General features: G+C 64.0%; 15 protein-coding genes. 6 read left to right on the plus strand and 9 right to left on the minus strand.

Features of this window, described 5'->3' with window-relative positions; genetic code table 11:
* Positions 1 to 2: 2 nt before the first annotated feature.
* The 3 genes from rpsF to ACTNBK_RS07220 all read right to left on the minus strand — a co-directional run bounded on the left by rpsF (position 3) and on the right by ACTNBK_RS07220 (position 2348).
* Complete coding sequence (rpsF, locus tag ACTNBK_RS07210) at positions 3 to 302, minus strand: 30S ribosomal protein S6 (RefSeq protein WP_294511525.1); 300 nt, start codon at positions 300 to 302, stop codon at positions 3 to 5.
* Between the two features lie 181 nt (positions 303 to 483).
* Complete coding sequence (locus ACTNBK_RS07215) at positions 484 to 1872, minus strand: DUF4179 domain-containing protein (RefSeq protein ID WP_441144890.1); 1389 nt, start codon at positions 1870 to 1872, stop codon at positions 484 to 486.
* The gene (locus ACTNBK_RS07220) at positions 1869 to 2348 is read right to left on the minus strand and encodes a sigma-70 family RNA polymerase sigma factor (RefSeq protein ID WP_441144892.1); all 480 of its coding nucleotides are present in this window, start codon (positions 2346 to 2348) and stop codon (positions 1869 to 1871) included. The genes ACTNBK_RS07215 and ACTNBK_RS07220 overlap by 4 nt, the downstream gene beginning before the upstream one ends.
* A gap of 130 nt (positions 2349 to 2478) precedes the next feature.
* Here ACTNBK_RS07220 and mutY point away from each other — a divergent pair, with 130 nt between their 5' ends.
* Together mutY and ACTNBK_RS07230 are read left to right on the plus strand one after the other, a co-directional pair.
* Positions 2479 to 3519 (plus strand): A/G-specific adenine glycosylase, encoded by a 1041-nt coding sequence (gene mutY / locus ACTNBK_RS07225; RefSeq protein ID WP_441144894.1) that lies wholly within the window; start codon positions 2479 to 2481, stop codon positions 3517 to 3519.
* A gap of 23 nt (positions 3520 to 3542) precedes the next feature.
* Positions 3543 to 4121, plus strand: coding sequence for a thymidine kinase (locus ACTNBK_RS07230; RefSeq protein WP_441144896.1), 579 nt, complete (start codon positions 3543 to 3545; stop codon positions 4119 to 4121).
* 92 nt (positions 4122 to 4213) lie between these two features.
* Here the strand turns inward: ACTNBK_RS07230 and ACTNBK_RS07235 are convergent, their stop codons facing one another.
* On the minus strand, positions 4214 to 4393 hold the full coding sequence (locus ACTNBK_RS07235; RefSeq protein WP_441144898.1) for a hypothetical protein: 180 nt from the start codon (positions 4391 to 4393) through the stop codon (positions 4214 to 4216).
* A 76-nt stretch (positions 4394 to 4469) separates the two neighbouring features.
* On the opposite strand from ACTNBK_RS07235, the gene ACTNBK_RS07240 reads away from it, so the two are divergent.
* On the plus strand, positions 4470 to 4685 hold the full coding sequence (locus ACTNBK_RS07240; RefSeq protein WP_441144900.1) for a helix-turn-helix domain-containing protein: 216 nt from the start codon (positions 4470 to 4472) through the stop codon (positions 4683 to 4685).
* Complete coding sequence (locus ACTNBK_RS07245) at positions 4682 to 5554, plus strand: radical SAM protein (RefSeq protein WP_441144902.1); 873 nt, start codon at positions 4682 to 4684, stop codon at positions 5552 to 5554. Before ACTNBK_RS07240 ends, ACTNBK_RS07245 begins: the two co-directional genes overlap by 4 nt.
* 39 nt (positions 5555 to 5593) lie before the next feature.
* Here the strand turns inward: ACTNBK_RS07245 and ACTNBK_RS07250 are convergent, their stop codons facing one another.
* Genes ACTNBK_RS07250 through ACTNBK_RS07270 form a run of 5 tightly spaced genes read right to left on the minus strand, consistent with a single transcriptional unit; the run spans position 5594 to position 11810 of the window.
* A complete protein-coding gene (locus tag ACTNBK_RS07250) occupies positions 5594 to 7447 on the minus strand; it encodes an S-layer homology domain-containing protein (protein WP_441144904.1) in 1854 nt (617 codons plus the stop codon).
* 28 nt (positions 7448 to 7475) lie between these two features.
* Positions 7476 to 8705, minus strand: a complete 1230-nt coding sequence (locus ACTNBK_RS07255; RefSeq protein WP_441144906.1) for an ABC transporter permease — start codon at positions 8703 to 8705, stop codon at positions 7476 to 7478.
* Complete coding sequence (locus ACTNBK_RS07260) at positions 8702 to 9478, minus strand: ABC transporter ATP-binding protein (RefSeq protein WP_441144908.1); 777 nt, start codon at positions 9476 to 9478, stop codon at positions 8702 to 8704. Before ACTNBK_RS07260 ends, ACTNBK_RS07255 begins: the two co-directional genes overlap by 4 nt.
* A 4-nt stretch (positions 9479 to 9482) precedes the next feature.
* The gene (locus ACTNBK_RS07265; protein WP_441144910.1) at positions 9483 to 11162 is read right to left on the minus strand and encodes an efflux RND transporter periplasmic adaptor subunit; all 1680 of its coding nucleotides are present in this window, start codon (positions 11160 to 11162) and stop codon (positions 9483 to 9485) included.
* Positions 11163 to 11201: 39 nt separating this feature from the next.
* Positions 11202 to 11810, minus strand: a complete 609-nt coding sequence (locus ACTNBK_RS07270; protein WP_441144912.1) for a TetR/AcrR family transcriptional regulator — start codon at positions 11808 to 11810, stop codon at positions 11202 to 11204.
* Positions 11811 to 12254: 444 nt separating this feature from the next.
* Between ACTNBK_RS07270 and ACTNBK_RS07275 the strand changes: the two genes are divergently transcribed.
* Complete coding sequence (locus tag ACTNBK_RS07275) at positions 12255 to 13010, plus strand: peptidoglycan DD-metalloendopeptidase family protein (protein ID WP_441144914.1); 756 nt, start codon at positions 12255 to 12257, stop codon at positions 13008 to 13010.
* A 151-nt stretch (positions 13011 to 13161) separates the two neighbouring features.
* Positions 13162 to 14400 (plus strand): MFS transporter, encoded by a 1239-nt coding sequence (locus tag ACTNBK_RS07280; RefSeq protein ID WP_441144916.1) that lies wholly within the window; start codon positions 13162 to 13164, stop codon positions 14398 to 14400.
* Positions 14401 to 15408: the final 1008 nt, after the last annotated feature.

Consider the following 15408-nt stretch of genomic DNA (forward strand, 5'->3'; position numbering starts at 1 on the left):
CCTTACTTCTCGTCCTTGCAGACGATCATGGAACGCATCACGCCGTCGGTGATCCGCAGCACGCGGTCCAGCTCGGCGGGGAAGGCGGCGTCAGCCGTAAAGGTCATGAGAACGTAGTAGCCCTCGTTCAGGTCGTTGATGGGATAGGCCAGACGGCGCTTGCCCCACTCGTCAACCTCGGCCACGGTGCCCCGGGCCTCAGCCATGGTCTTGAACTTGGCGACCATAGCGGCGATGGCCTCCTCACCCATAGCGGGGTCGAGGATGTAGACCACCTCGTAGTTGCCATTGACTTTTGCCATGTTTCTTGCACCTCCTTATGGACATATGGCCCCTGCTCGTGCAGGAGCAAGGATGTTGCCTGCCTGATTCCAGACAAGCTACATTATTATATATGAAATCTGACATTTGTCAAGGGCTTTTTGGAGAAAAAGAAGCAAAAAATGGGGGCTGTTCCGAGAGACAGCCCCCATTTCGTGTCGGTCACTGGAGCTCCACGGCGATGGGCGGGGAGAACTCCGTCTCCCGGGTGAAATTCAGCTTCAGCTCCACCGTGTCCCAGGAGTAGTCCCGCAGGGTGAAGGAGAGCCGGTGGAGTTCCTCCTCCAGGTTTTCCTGCTCGGGCTCGGAGGCGTGTACGGCAGTGCTCATGGAGTCGAAGGAGTGTTCGCCACCCTCCGGGTCCCGGTAGGTCCAGGAGATGAACTGCTGGATGCCGGGGGCGAGCATCGTGCACCAGACATCCTCCCCCTGTCGGTCGGCGGAGAGGAACTCCAGGCCATCCGGGAGCCAGCTGGCCTCGCCGGTGTTCAGGTCTACCGTGACCCATTCCTTGTCCTTGTCCAGCCACCGGGCTCCAGTGAGGTAGAGGGTGAGGTGCTTGGGCGCGCGGAAAAAGCTGCTCTCCAGGTAGTAGTAAATAACGTCGTTGGTGCCGTCCTCGCCGCTGGCCATCAGGCGGCCACCGCTGCCGGCCCGGGCACCGGCCTCGTAGCGGGTGCCCTTCTCGTCCTCCAGGTAGAAGTCCAGACCGTCCAGCCAGGCGGTGTTATCGGGGTCGGAGGACACCGCCAGTCGGGCGTGGGTGGGGTTCACCACCAGCTCCCGGAGGAGGAGCCGCTGGCCGTCCACCTCCACCCATTTGTTCAGGGAGATGGTCTCTCCCGGAACGGTGAAGCGGTCGTCCAGTTCCAGGTCGAAGGTGAAGGTGGCCACCACCTCCGGCTCCCGGTCGGGTTCCGGCTCGTCCCAGATGCTGGCGTCGGGGGCAACGGCAGATCCGTCCTTGTCCTCCCGCTGGGCGGTCACCGCGCAGGTGAGGCGCAGGGCCTCCGGCACCTGGAGGTCGTCGGCGTAGTTGACGTTGAAGTCGCCCAGATCGCCGGGAGTGGTCTCGCTGCTGACGATGGAGTAGCCCTCCAGTTTTTCTCCGTCGGGGCCGGTGATGCTGGGGTAGACGTGGTAGCGGTCATAGTCCCCGCCGGAGACGGAGTAGAAGAAGTTGATCTGCATGGTGTCCAGAATGAGGTATTCCAGCCGGAAGGTGATGTCATTTTCCGTCTGCTCCTGGTCCACCACCTGGACGAAGTCGTTCTCCACCGCCGCCTTCAGGCTGGGGGAGAGGGCCACTGCCGCCGCCAGGTCCCGGAGGCCGGGGATGCGCCCGCAGGCCTGGGCAAAGGGGACGCAGCAGTTCACCAGCAGCACGAAGGCCGCCGCCACGCCCCCCAGGGAGGCCACAGGGATGCCCAGCCACCGCTTGAGGGTTCGTTTCCGAGCCCGGGCCTTGGCCCGCTCTACCGTGCCCTCCAGCTCCGGCGGCGTATCGCTCAGCTGGGCCACCAGGGCCCAATATTCCTCGTTTCGGTTCATGAATTGGCCGCCTCCTCTCCATCGGTGAGCTCCAGCCGCAGCAGCCGGAGGGCCTTCCGCTGCCGGGTGACCACGGTGCCCTGAGGGATGTCCAGGGTCCGGGCGGTCTCCGCCAGGGTGAGGCCGGTAAAATAGCGCAGGATGATGACCTCTTTCAGCTCACGGGGGAGCCGCCCCACCGCGTCCCGAAGGGGGAGGGCGTCGAAGGACTCCTGGGCGGTCTCGGGCAGCTCCGCCATGGCCACCTCACGCTTGTGCCGCCGCAGCTCGGCGTTGCAGGCGTTGATAAGGATGCGGGTGAGCCAGGTGTTGAAAAAGGCATCCTCCCGCAGCTTGTGGCAGGAGCGCAGACCCAGGTACACCGCCTCGTCCACGGCGTCCACGGCCAGGGACTGGCTCCCCAGGTACAGGAAGGCCATGCCGTAGAGCCTGCCCTTCAGGGCGTCGGCCCGGACGGCGTATTCCTGCTGTGTCATGGGCGTCCCTCCTTTCTGACCATTAGATGAACGGGGCGGCGCTTTTGATTGCGGAGAGAAAAATTTTATTGTATAATGGCTCCTGAATACGGGGCCGCCCCGGCGCGGCCCATTTTGGAGGACAAGACCCTTGGATGAACTGACCCGGCTCCCCATTCCACTCTTGCAGTGGTACCACGAAAACGCCCGCACCCTCCCCTGGCGGAGCGACCCAACCCCTTACCATGTGTGGGTGTCGGAGATCATGCTCCAGCAGACCCGGGTGGCGGCGGTGCTGGAGTATTACCGCCGCTTCATGGAGGCCCTGCCCACCGTGGCTGACCTGGCGGCGGTGGGGGAGGACAAGCTCCTGAAGCTGTGGCAGGGCCTGGGCTACTACAACCGGGCCCGGAACCTGCAAAAGGCCGCCCGGCAGGTGGTGGAGGAGTTCGGCGGGACCTTCCCCGGCGACTACGAGACCCTGCTGAGCCTTTCCGGCGTGGGGGAGTACACCGCCGGAGCCATCGCCTCCATCGCCTTCGGTCAGCCAGTACCCGCCGTGGACGGCAACGTGCTGCGGGTGGTCTCCCGGCTCACCGGAGACGGCAGCGACATCACCAGGCCGGACACCAAGAAGCGGATGTGGGCCGATCTGAAGGCGGTCATCCCGGTCCGGGCCCCGGGGGACTTCAACCAGGCCATGATGGACCTGGGGGCCACGGTGTGCCTTCCCAACGGGGCGCCTCTGTGTGAGAAGTGCCCGGCGGCGGCGTTCTGTCGGGCCCGGCTGGAGGGCCGCACCGGAGAGCTCCCCTACAAGCCGCCGAAAAAGGCCCGGCGGGTGGAGGACCGGGTGGTCTTTCTCCTCTTCCACGAGGGTAAGGTGGCCCTGCGGCAGCGGCCCAAGAAGGGGCTGCTGGGGGGGCTGTGGGAATACCCCAACGAGCCCGCCCCGGCCTGGGACTGCCTGGAGGGTTGGGGGATCCAGCCTTTGGACTTCACCGACGGCGGCACGGGCAAGCACATTTTCACCCACATCGAGTGGCGCATGACCTGCCGGGTCGTGGAGACCGCCGATATAACTCTGCCGGAAGGCTGGGTGTGGGCAGGGCGGGAGGAGCTGCGGCAGGACTACGCCGTGCCCAACGCCTTTCAGAGTTTTCAACACCTTGTGGAAGAACGAGTGCGCTAATATAGACAAAGAGGGAGAACGAGATGGCAAAGCTGTATTTTCGATATGGAGTGATGGGCTCCAGCAAGACGGCCAACGCCCTGATGGTGCGGTACAACTACGAGGAGCGGGGCCAGGAGGCCCTGCTGGTGAAGCCGGAGATCGACCAGCGGGACGGGGCCAAGTTCGTGGCCTCCCGGATGGGCCTGAGCCACCCCTGCATCTACTTTTCCGAGATGCGCACCATGGCGGAGGCGGAGCTCAAAAAGTACGCCTGCGTCATCGTGGACGAGGCCCAGTTCCTCAGCCGGGAGGAGGTCCAGTTCCTGGTCCACATCGTGGACGACTGGAATATCCCGGTGATCTGCTACGGTCTCCGGGCCGATTTCTCCGGGCAGCTCTTCTCGGGCTCTCAGGAGTTGCTGGCCACCGCCGACATCATCGAGGAGGTCAAGACCATCTGCTGGTGCGGCAAGAAGGCCACCTGCAACGCCCGCTTCGACAAGGACGGCAACGTCCTCCGGGAGGGGGAGCAGGTGGTGCTGGGGGCCAACGACCAGTATATCGGCCTGTGCCGCAAGCACTGGCGGGAGGGCAACCTGGGGCCGGATTTCCACCCGTAAGGCAGAGAGGCGACATGGCTGCGCGGGGCGCGGCTTCCCAGACGCGCCCATAGCCCCGCGCTGTTTGTGGGGCGCGCCAAACCACGGTCCGCTTACTCCCCCACCTCGGGAGAGAAAGCCTCCACGGCCAGGAGCAGCCCCAGCCGGACGCCCTCCCGGAAGCAGTACATCCCGTGGGCCTGGACCGGGTTATCTTCCAGGTACTCCGGCCACCGGTCCGGGTGGGGACCGCCGATGAGGGCAAAATAGAGCTCGTCCATCAGAAGTGACATGAGAATCCACCTCACACACAGTTCTCTGTGTATTTCTTTATATCACACAGAAGTCTGTGTGTCAAGGAGTGATACGATGTTTTCAGACAAACTCCGCCTGCTCCGGCAGGAGACAGGACTGACCCAGACCCAGACGGCAGAGCGGGTTGGTATCTCCTGGCGGACCTATCAGGACCTGGAGGCGGGAAAATATCCCAGCTATGTGACGCTACTGAAGATCGCCGACACATTTCAAGTCTCCGTAGACTGGCTCATGGGCCGGACGGAGGACCGGGAGGTCCATCAGCTATGATCTGCAATCTGTGTCCCCGGCTGTGCGGGGCGGAGCGCACCGAGACGGTGGGGAAGGGCCACTGCCGGATGCCTATGGCGCCGGTGCTGGCCCGGGCCGCCCTCCACATGTGGGAGGAGCCGCCCATCTCCGGCCAAAATGGCTCCGGCACCGTCTTTTTCTCCGGGTGCAGCCTGGACTGTGTCTTTTGCCAGAACGACCGCATCAGCCATCAGGATTTCGGAAAGACGGTGACGGTGGAGCGGCTGCGGGAGATCTGTATGGAGCTCATCGAACAGGGCGCTCACAACATCAACTTTGTCAGCCCCACCCACTACGCCCATGTGATCTACCAGCTGTTGGAGAAGCCCCTCCCCGTGCCGGTGGTGTGGAACTCAGGGGGCTATGACCGGGTGGAGACCCTGCGGACGATGGAGGGCAAGGTGGACGTCTATCTCCCCGACCTCAAGTACCTGACGCCGGCGCTCTCGGAGCGGTACTCCGGGGCGGCGGACTACCCGGAGGTGGCGGTGGCCGCCATCCGGGAGATGGTGCGGCAGACGGGGCCATGCGTGGTGGAGGACGGCCTTCTGAAGCGGGGCACCGTCATCCGGCACCTGGTCCTCCCCGGCCGCCTGGCCGAGGCCAAGCGGGTGATGGATTTTATTTCAGAGGAATTTCCGGCGGGGACGGTCCTCTTCTCCCTCATGAGCCAGTATGTGCCTCAGGGCCGGGCGGCGGAGTTCCCGGAGATCCACCGGCGGCTGCGGGGCTCGGAGGCCCGGAACGCCCAGGCCTACATGGAGGCCCTGGGGCTGGAGGGTTTCACCCAGGAGGGGAGCGCCGCCGACACCGAGTACATCCCCCCCTTTGATCTCACAGGCATATAAAAAAGCGGACGGAACTTTAAGTTCCGTCCGCTTTTTCTCTTAGGACGCCTTGGCCAGGATGACCCGGATGCGTCCACCTTCGCTCTGGTCCTTGTCGTAGTAGCCGGTGAGGGAGTAGTCCCCGCCGGTGACCAGGGCCAGGGAGGTGAGGTAGTAGTTGTCCCCCTGGACCTCGTAGACCAGCACGTCGTCCCAGATGGTGTACTGGCGGTTGTCGGCGTAGGCGGTGGTGCCGTCCACCGTGTCGATGCGTACGCTAGGGAGGTTGACAAAGCCGTCCACCTGATCCCCGTCGGTCTTCATCTGGAAGGGGCCCTTCACCAGGTGGTAGACCCGGGCGCCGGTGAGGGTGCCGGAGGTGCCGCCCGCGTCATAGACGTAGGTGCCGGAAGTGGCCATATCGCTGTCCACTTCACTCACAGAGGTGATGACACCGTAGGTGTGCATGTCGCCGGTGGCGTCCTTGAGAATGAGACGGCTGATGTCGCCGTTGCCGTCCAGCAGGTAGTAGCGGACCATACTGCTGGTGATCTCCATGCCGGCCAGGCGGGAGGGGTAGATGCGTACGCCGCGCTCTCCGTAGGTGTCCAGGATCTCCGCGTCGGCGGCAAAGTCCAGGTTCCCCATACGCTTACCGTCGCTGCTTACCTTGCCGGAGATGGAGGCGGAGGAGAGGGCCTTTACCTCCACGCCGTCGCTGGAGGAGGTCACCCGGACCAATGCGCCGGCGCGGATGTTGGAGCGGTCCACGCTGTAGGTGTAGGAGTTGCCGTCGGTGGCCAGAACGGTGACGGAGGCACTGGTGTACTCATTGCCGTTCTTGTCGGTGAAGGTCTGGGGCACGCTGGAGATCACCAGGCCGCACACGGAATCGCTGGCGGCCTCACCGGGAGCCATGGCGGAGACTACCTTGCCGTCCCGGCCCAGAAGGAGGGTCACCGAGTCGCCCACCTCAAAGGTGCCCAGGTCGCTGAGGGCGTAGGCGGCGGTGGGGGTCTCGATGGTGTAGGCCTTGCCGGAGACCGTCACCGAGGTGGGGGCGGAGGTGGGGCTGATGGCCTGGATGGGGCCGGTGATCTTGTTGGTGTAGACCCACAGGGCGTTGAGGTTCTTGGACCAGTAGACCACGTCGTTGTCCACCAGGGCGGCGGAGGTGGTGACCACGCCGTTCCGGGTCACCCGGGCCTTGGAGAGGTCAAAGGGGATCTTGTCCCGCCAGCCGGCCTCCCCCACCACCACGGGGCCGTCCATGGTGCCGTTGAGGAGGGCCAGAGTGTCCACCTTGCCGTCGGCGGTGAGGCCGTAGCCCAGCACCGAGGAGAGGTAGGGCTGGCCGGTGGTCTTGGTGGGGGCGGTGAGCAGGTTGTAGAAGAGGTACATGGCGTCCTGCCGGGTCATGGTGTCGTTCTGGCCGATGGTAATGCCCTCGTCCAGGTCCAGGGTCTTATACATGGACATCTGGCCAGCGGGGAAGGAGCCGGAGAAATCCGCGTTGGTGTAGCCCAGTAGGCGCAGGGCCATGACCACGCCCTCAGCCAGGGTGATGGTGTTGGAGGGGCGGAAGGTGCCGTCTAGATAGCCAGTGACATAGCCGGCGGTGACGGCGGCCTCCACATAGGGGGCGGCCCAGTGGGAGGCGGGCACGTCGGGATAGGGGGAGACGTAGGTCATATCCCCTACGCTGATGGGAGAGGCGGCCATGAGCATTTTGACAAATTCCGCCCGGGTCACCGGGGCGGAGAGGTTCAGGTTTCCACTTCCGTCGCCGGTCATAATGTCCAGGGCGGCCAGGACCTGGGCGGCATCGTCCCGGCTGGTGACGGCCAGGGCGGGGGTGACCAGGGACAGGGTGAGGGCCGCCGCCAGAAGGGCGGAGAGGACTCGTTTCTTCATCTTTGTTCGCTCCTTTATCACGGATGGATCAATCGTAGCGCAGGGCGTCGATGGGGTTGAGCCGGGCGGCCTTGTTGGCGGGCAGGTAGCCGAAGAGAATGCCCACGCCCACCGACACGCCGAAGGACACGGCGATGCCCCCCAGGGTGGGGACGGCCACGAAGCCGTCGTTGCCGGTGCCCAGTACCACGGCGATGACAGCGGTGAGCACATTGGCCATGATGACGCCCACCACAATGCCGATGATGCCGCCGATGGCGGAGGTGGTGCCCGCCTCGATGATGAACTGGCTGCGGATGTCCTTGCCCTTGGCGCCCAGGGACTTACGGATGCCGATCTCCCGGGTGCGCTCGGTGACGGAGACCAGCATGATGTTCATGATGCCGATGCCGCCCACCAGCAGGGAGATGGCGGCGATGAGGATGAGGATCATCATAAGGGTGTTGAGCATGGAGTCCATGGCGTCCATCATCTCGGCGCTGGACATGATGTAGTAGGCGTCGTCGGTCTGGAAGGTCTTGTAGAGACGGGTCTCGATGATGCCCTTGGCCAGGTTGGAGGTGTCCTTGTCGGCGCTGTTGAAGAGGTAGAGGTTGACCCAGCCGGTGCCGTTGATGCGCATGGCGTTGCCGTAGGGGATGTAGATCACATCGTCGCCGCTGCCCTGGGTGCTGTCGGCGTATTCGGACATGACGCCAATGATGGTGAAGGGGGTACCGGTGATGGTGATGGTCTTGCCCAGGGCGTCACCGCCAAAGGCGTCCTTGGCCAGGTAGGAGCCGATGACACACACGTTTTGGTACCGCTCCACGTCCACATAGCTCAAAAACCGGCCCTCCCCCAGCTTGGAGCCGCTGAGGACCTGGTTGCGCTGGGCATCGTAGAAGAACTCGCTGACGCCGTAGATGCTGGTGCGCTTGTACTCGTCGGAACCGTGGCGGACCAGGCCCTGGACAGAGACATAGGGACTCACTCCCGCCAGGTACTGGGGGTATTTGTCCACCAGGGCATACATGTCGTCGGGGTCCACCGAGCGGGAGCTCATGCCTCCGCCCAGGCCCCAGATCTGGACCTGGATCAGGTTGGCGCCCAGCTGGTCGAACTGGGCATTCATGTAGTTCTGCATGCCGTTGCCCAGACTGGTGATGATGATGACGGCGGCCACACCGATGATGATACCCAGCATGGTGAGGAGGGCACGCATCTTACTGGTGAGAAGGGACTTGATGGCCAGGCGGAAGGATTGGGTGAAATTCATGACCTGGCCTCCTCTCCTGCGGGGACAGGATCGTCAAAGCCGTCGATGCCCTCGGTGTCCTCCTCGGGCTGGACCACGGCCCGGGGGTCGTGGGCGTCGCCGTCGTAGATGATCTTGCCGTCCTGGAGGCGGATGATGCGCTTGGCCTTGACGGCGATGGAATTGTCGTGGGTGATGAGGACCACGGTGTCCCCCTCGGCGTTGAGCTTTTGCAGGAAGGCCAGCACCTCACGGCCGGTGCGGGAGTCCAGAGCGCCGGTGGGCTCGTCGGCCAGAATCACGGAGGGGTCGCCGGCCAGGGCCCGGGCGATGGACACACGCTGCTGCTGGCCGCCGGAGAGCTGGCTGGGCAGGTTCTTGCGCTTGTCGGCCAGTCCCACCCGCTCCAGGGAGCGGATGGCCCGCTGGTGCCGTTCCTCGGCGCCCACGCCGGCGTAGAGTAGGGGCAGCTCCACGTTCTCCTGGACATTGAGCTTGGGGATCAGGTTGTACTGCTGGAAGATAAAGCCCAGCATCTTGTTGCGGATTTCGGCCTGCTGATCGTCATCCATGGTGGATACGTCCACGCCCCCCAGGTGGTAGGTGCCGGAGGTGGGCACGTCCAGACAGCCGATGATGTTCATGGCGGTGGATTTGCCGGAGCCGGAGGAGCCAACGATGGCCACAAACTCTCCCGGGTCCACCGTCAGGCTGACGCCGTCCAGGGCGTGGACGCTCTCATCGCCCATCTGATAGATCTTGTAGACGTCCTTGAATTCAATGAGGTGTTCCATCTGATCACCCCATCATCGTGGCCATAAAGTTGGTACCGGCGGCCTGGTAGACGTAGACCGACTCACCCTCCTCCAGGCCGGAGAGGATCTCGATGTAGGTGTCGTCGCTGCGGCCCAGGGTGACCTCACGGTCCTCCAGCTTGGAGGGGTCCACCAGGTTGCCGCTGTCGTCCAGGGCGCCCTCGCCGGCCACTTTGACCAGGCTGGTGCCGTCGGCGCCGCGGCTCACGGCCTCCACGGGTACGCAGAGCACACTGCCCGCGTCCTCTACAACGATCTTGGCGGAGACGTTCATGCCGGGCTTGAGCTCCTCAGGGGTGCCGTCCACCAGGACGGTGACGGGGTAGTTGGTGGAGCCGTTGGTGGTGATGCCGTTGATGTTCACCTTATCCACCACGCCGGTGAAGGTCTTGCCCTCCACGGCGTCGGCGGTGATCTCCACCTTCTGGCCCACCTCGATCTTGTTGATGTCCAGCTCATTGACGCTGATGTCAAAGGTGAGGGCGGACATGTCGTAGATGACGGCGGGGTAGGCGATGCCGGTGGTGCTGGCGGTGGAGGTGTCCAGCGTGTCGCCCACGTCGTAGTTCTTCTCAATGACGGTGCCGTCGATGGTGGAGGTGATGGAGTAGTCCTCCAGCCGGTCCTGGGCGTTTTTCAGGGTGAGTTCGGCGTTCTGGACCTGGATGGCGGCGTTTTCGATCTGGGTCTCCATGTCGGTCTCGTCAAAGCCGCCGATGACCTGGTCCTCCATGACCCGGTCGCCCTCCTTTACGGTAAGGCTGGTGAGTTCACCGGAGGTCTTGGCCACCACCTGCTTGCTTTCGCCGTAGGCAAAGGTGCCGCTGGAGGCGCTGGAGGCGGTATCCACGGAGGCGGTGCCGCTGGAGGTATCGCTGAGGGCACCGGGGTTGCGGACCACAATGGTGATCTCACGGACCAGGGTTCCGCCGGGGCCCACGGAGTCGGTGGCAGCAATGGTGTCGATGGTGCCGGGGAGGGTCTCCATGGTGCCGTCCACGGTGACGGTGGCGCTCTGGCCCACGTAGAAGCCGGCGGCATCGGCGGAGTGGAAGGGGACTTTCAGCTTCATGTTGTCCCGGTCCAGAATGTCGGCGATGGGGGCGCCGGCGGAGACCATGTCGCCCTCGTCCACATAGAGCTTGGTGATGACGCCGGTGGCGTTGGCCTCCACGGTGGCGTTCTTATGGCTGTCCTCCTGGTTCTTGAGGAGCTGCTGGTAGTTGAGCTGGGCGCTCTCCAGAGAGAGCTGGGCCTGCTCGATGGAGGTCTCCACGTCGGTGGAGTCGATGCGGAAGAGCAGGTCGCCCTTATGTACCGTCTGTCCCTCCTCGAAGGGGGCCTCCAGCACCTCACCCTTCACCAGGGTGGTGACCTTGTAGGAGTGAATGGGCTCGATGGCGCCGGTGCCGGATACTGACACCACCAGATCCTGGGTGGAAGCAATGTCGGGCAGGTAGGTGCCAGAGGTCAAGGCCGTGCTGCCGCCGGAGCAGCTGCGCAGGAGAAAGACCACCACGGCGATGAGGACCACCAGGACGATGACCCGCTTGATCCACTTTTTCTTCTTCTTGGGTATGCGTACCTTGACGGGCTTCGGGGGCGCCTGGGTCTCCGGTGCGGTGGCGTCGGGGGAGGACTGCTTGAGATCGGTGCTTTCCATATGATTGACTCCTTTTCCATGGTCTGTCGGCGGCCTCCGTCACCGGAGCATACCGCGCTTTAGGATGGTCAGATAGCTGAGATAACGGGCCCGTATAGGGCCGGAGTCCTCTGCCAGCACGCCCTCGCACAGCAGCGGGAGGGTGACGGAGAGGAGGATGCGCAGACCGTTTTCCAACTCCTTCTCTCCCTCCAGTGTCAGAATGGAGCGGTCTAGACGGGGCAGGATCTGGGAGAGAAAGCGCCGGCCATAGCTCTGGCCCATGGCCATGGTGTGGGGCATGCCGGCATTTTTGCGCAGGATGGTGATGATCTCCGACGCGTGCCCCTCCCGGCAGCTGCCGCTGCACCGGACCTGGAGACGGTCGAAGAGCCCCTGAAACGCCAGGAACAGATCTCCGTTCTCCTCCTCCAGCAGCTGGCACACGGTCTCAATGAAGGCATCCACAAATTGGTCCATCAAATAGAAGAAGAGATCAGATTTGTCCTCAAAATACATGTAGAAGCTGCCTCGCGGGATGCCGGCGGAGTGGATGATGCGATTGATGGAGGCGTCGGGGTAAGGAACTCTGGCAAATTCCTGTCTGGCACAGCGCAGAAGGGTCTCCCGTTTGGACTCCGGCAGACGAAAAAAGGTATCGGTGGGCACTACTAGCCCTCCTTTCAGTGTCCTGCCCGGGTACCGGGAGTTCCCGCACATGACAGGCTGTCATATATCATATATGACAGCCTGTCATGTGTCAATCGTTTTGACGGGGAGTTTCAAATTCGTTCACAATTTCAGCGGCCTGTGGCGGTGGCTGCCCGCGTATTCTGAGCATAGCACCAAAAGATATATGGAACAGGAAAGAAAAGATTAAAGTTTTCTTAAAGTCTTTTTCCCTCCGTCCCACGTCTTATTTTTTATTATCATTTATACTGTATATATTAAACATATACAGTATAAACAGATGAAGGGTGGCTGTCAAGGGAAGATTGGAAAAAGAAACTGGAAGAACAGGTATAAGAAGGGAAAAGATGGGCCACAATAGGCTCTGAGAGCTCCCCCGGGGCCCCGGGATGCGCTCTGACGCTGAATTGTTGGAGGCTTATGATGAAACGGAAACCGATCTTAGAGCGGGTCGGCGACTTCATGGAGGGTAGGGGATTCTACATAGTCCTCACCCTGTGCGTCGCCGCCATAGGGATTTCGGGCTATTATCTTTTTTCCTCTTTGCAGACGGGGGGTGAGGAGGCCGCCGTATCCGCCCCCACACAGGTGGTGGTGGCGGTTTCCCCCACGGTGGAGGCCGTCAAGCCTACGGTGACGGCGGCACCCACTCCCTCCGCCACCCCCACACCGACGCCCTCGGAGGCGCCCTCCGCCTCGCCCTCTGCAACGCCTGCGCCTGCGCAGACACCGTCGGAGGAGACCACTGTCACCACCCAGGCGGCGGATTTCTTCATCTGGCCCCTGCGGGGTCAGGTGGTGGCCGACTGGTCTCTGGAGGTGCTGGCCTATGACGAGACCATGGGGGACTGGCGGACCCACTCCGGCATCGACATCTCCGCCCCCGTGGGGACGGAGGTGATGGCGGTGGCCAATGGCACGGTGGCCAGTGTGGAGCAGGATGATCTCATGGGCACCACCGTGACCATTGCCCACGCCGACGGCGTAGAGAGCGTCTACTCTAACCTGGCAGCTGTCCCCACCGTGGAGGCGGGGGACCAGGTCCAGGTGGGCGACATCATCGGCGCCACCGGCACCACCGCCGCCGCCGAGAGCGCCCGCGCCCCGCACCTCCACCTGGAGATGCGAAAGGACGGAGAGAGCGTGGACCCCCTCAGTTACCTGCCGGAACAGTCCTGAACCGAACAGAAGTGCAAAACCCCTCCCGGCCTCTGGCCGGGAGGGGTTTTGCGTGTCTAGGGACCGCCTCCGGGCCCCGAGCATAGGATAGAGCGGTAATACGCCGTTCCGCCCGTCTCGACGGGTCTGGACCATAGGAGGAATACATACCATGACCGTCACATGGAAACGGCAGTTCGCCGTGCTCTGGCTGGGGCAGGCCGTATCGATCCTGACCAGTTCCATCTCTCAATATGCCCTCATCTGGGATCTGACCGCCCGCACCGGCTCCGCCGCGGTGCTCTCTCTGGCCTCCATGGCGGCCCTGTTGCCCCAGGGGGTATTCTCCCTCTTCACCGGGGCGGTGGCCGACCGCTTTGACCGCCGGAAAATCATGGCCCTGGCCGATGGCGCCATCGGACTGGTGTCCCTGGCCCTGGTGGCTGGCTGGTTCCTGCTGGGAGAGCTGCCCATCCCCGTCATTATGGCCACCCTGGCCCTGCGGAGCGTGGGCTCCGCCTTCCACTCCCCCTGCCTCCAGGCGGTGACCCCCCTCATCGTCCCCCGGGAGAGGCTCTCCCAATGTGCCGGCTGGTCCCAGGGGGTGCAGACCCTCTCCTTACTCCTGAGCCCGGCTCTGGCCGCCGTCCTCTTTGCCGCCGTGCCCCTCTCCCTCATCATCACCCTGGACGCCCTTGGGGCCGCCTTCGCCATCGGCTTTCTCTTCCTGGCCCGGCTGCCTGAGCTGCGGACGGCGGGAGAGGAGACCCCCTTCCGCCTCCTGGACGACTGCCGGGCGGGCTGCGCCCTGCTGCGCAGCCAGGGCTGGCTGTGGCAGCTGTGCCTCATATGCGGCATCTTCTCGGTGGCGGTGGTACCCGTGTCCTCCCTCTTCCCCCTCATGTGCATGAGCTACTTCGGCGGCACGGCGGTGTCGGCCTCGGTGGTGGAGACGGCCTACTCCCTGGGGATGCTGGCGGGGTCCCTGCTGCTGGGGCTGTGGGGGGGCACCCGGAACAAGATGACCGCCATGACCGCCGCCCTCTTCTGTACCGGCGGCTGCCTGCTGGCAGTGGGGGGACTGAGCCCGGCGGCCTTCGTGGCCTTTACCGGCCTGGCCCTGGGCATGGGTCTCTCCTCCCCCTTCTTCAACAGCATGTTTACCGCCCTCATCCAGGAGAAGGTGGAGGGGGGCTACCTGGGCCGGGTGCTGGGCCTCACCTCCGCCGTCATGACCCTCGCCGGGCCCATCGGCCTGGCCGCCACCGCCCTCTTCGCCGAGCGGGTGGGCCTGGCCCGGTGGTTTGCCCTCTCGGGGTGCCTCACCGCCCTGTGCGGCGTCCTCTGCCTGGCCCTGCCGGCGGTCCGCCGCTGCGACGAAGCCCGAAAAAAAGTCTGCCCTGAGGGATGACCCTCAGGGCAGATACTGATATTGGTAGGGGTAAAATTCCAAGCCCTCCAGCGCCAGCGGCACAATCCAGGACTGCTGCTTCTTCTCGCTCTGGAACCGGAGGGAGGAGGTAACGGTGTTGGTCTCCGGGTCGTAGCGGGACCGGGCCGGACCGACCGTGGGCGGACCGCTCTGGTACACCTCCTCCGGCACGGCGCTGGCTTCGGCCTGCCGGATCTCCCCCTCAGACAGGCGGTAGACCAGCACGGCGGGCACCCCGTCGGCCATGTAGGTGACGCTGCACACCAGCTCCCGGACCCCGTCCCCGTCCAGGTCCACGGCGGTGTCCCCCGGTCCCAGCCGAAGCTCAGGACCAGGGGGGTGCCGTCAGCGCCATAGTAGCTGCGGTAGTCCCCGGCGGGACCCTGGACATAGTCCAGGGTGTAGCCGTTGGTACCCAGGATGCCGATGAAAGGCTGGAGCACGGCCTCACTCAGGCCATACAGGACTTCGGCCAGGTGGGGGCCATCCTGGTCCTCCATAATGACCCAGGTCTGCTCCCCCGCGGTGAGAAGTCCGGCCCGCCCCTGCTCGGTCTCCACCTGCCAGTCAGGCTGGGTCTCGGCCGGGAGGGCGGTCACCTCCACTCTGCCGGGGTAAAACCGGAGATACCCGAAGCGGGTGACGCCCTCCGTCTCTCCCAGGAAGGCGAGACCGGTCCCCTGCACATCATAGAAAAGTCCCTGGGTGGAAAAGGTGGGGGACTCCCAGTCATTGGGCCCACGCCAGTCCGGCAGGGCCTTTTGGACACAATCCAGCAGGTCCACCTGGTAGACGGCGTTCTCCCACACCAGGTAGCAGTAGGCCTCACGGCCGCCATGGTAGAGCCACAGCGGGTCGGGGAAGCCGTCCCCGTCCAGGTCGGGGGCGTAGGTGGGCTGGGCGCAGTCGGCCAACAGCCGGGGAACGCCCTCCTCATCGAACACGTAGTAGTCCCGGGCGGTGTAGGCGGCGCCCCGGGGGGCCTCA

It is taken from the genome of Intestinimonas sp. HCP28S3_D6, assembly GCF_052065695.1.
GTDB lineage: Bacteria > Bacillota > Clostridia > Oscillospirales > Oscillospiraceae > Intestinimonas.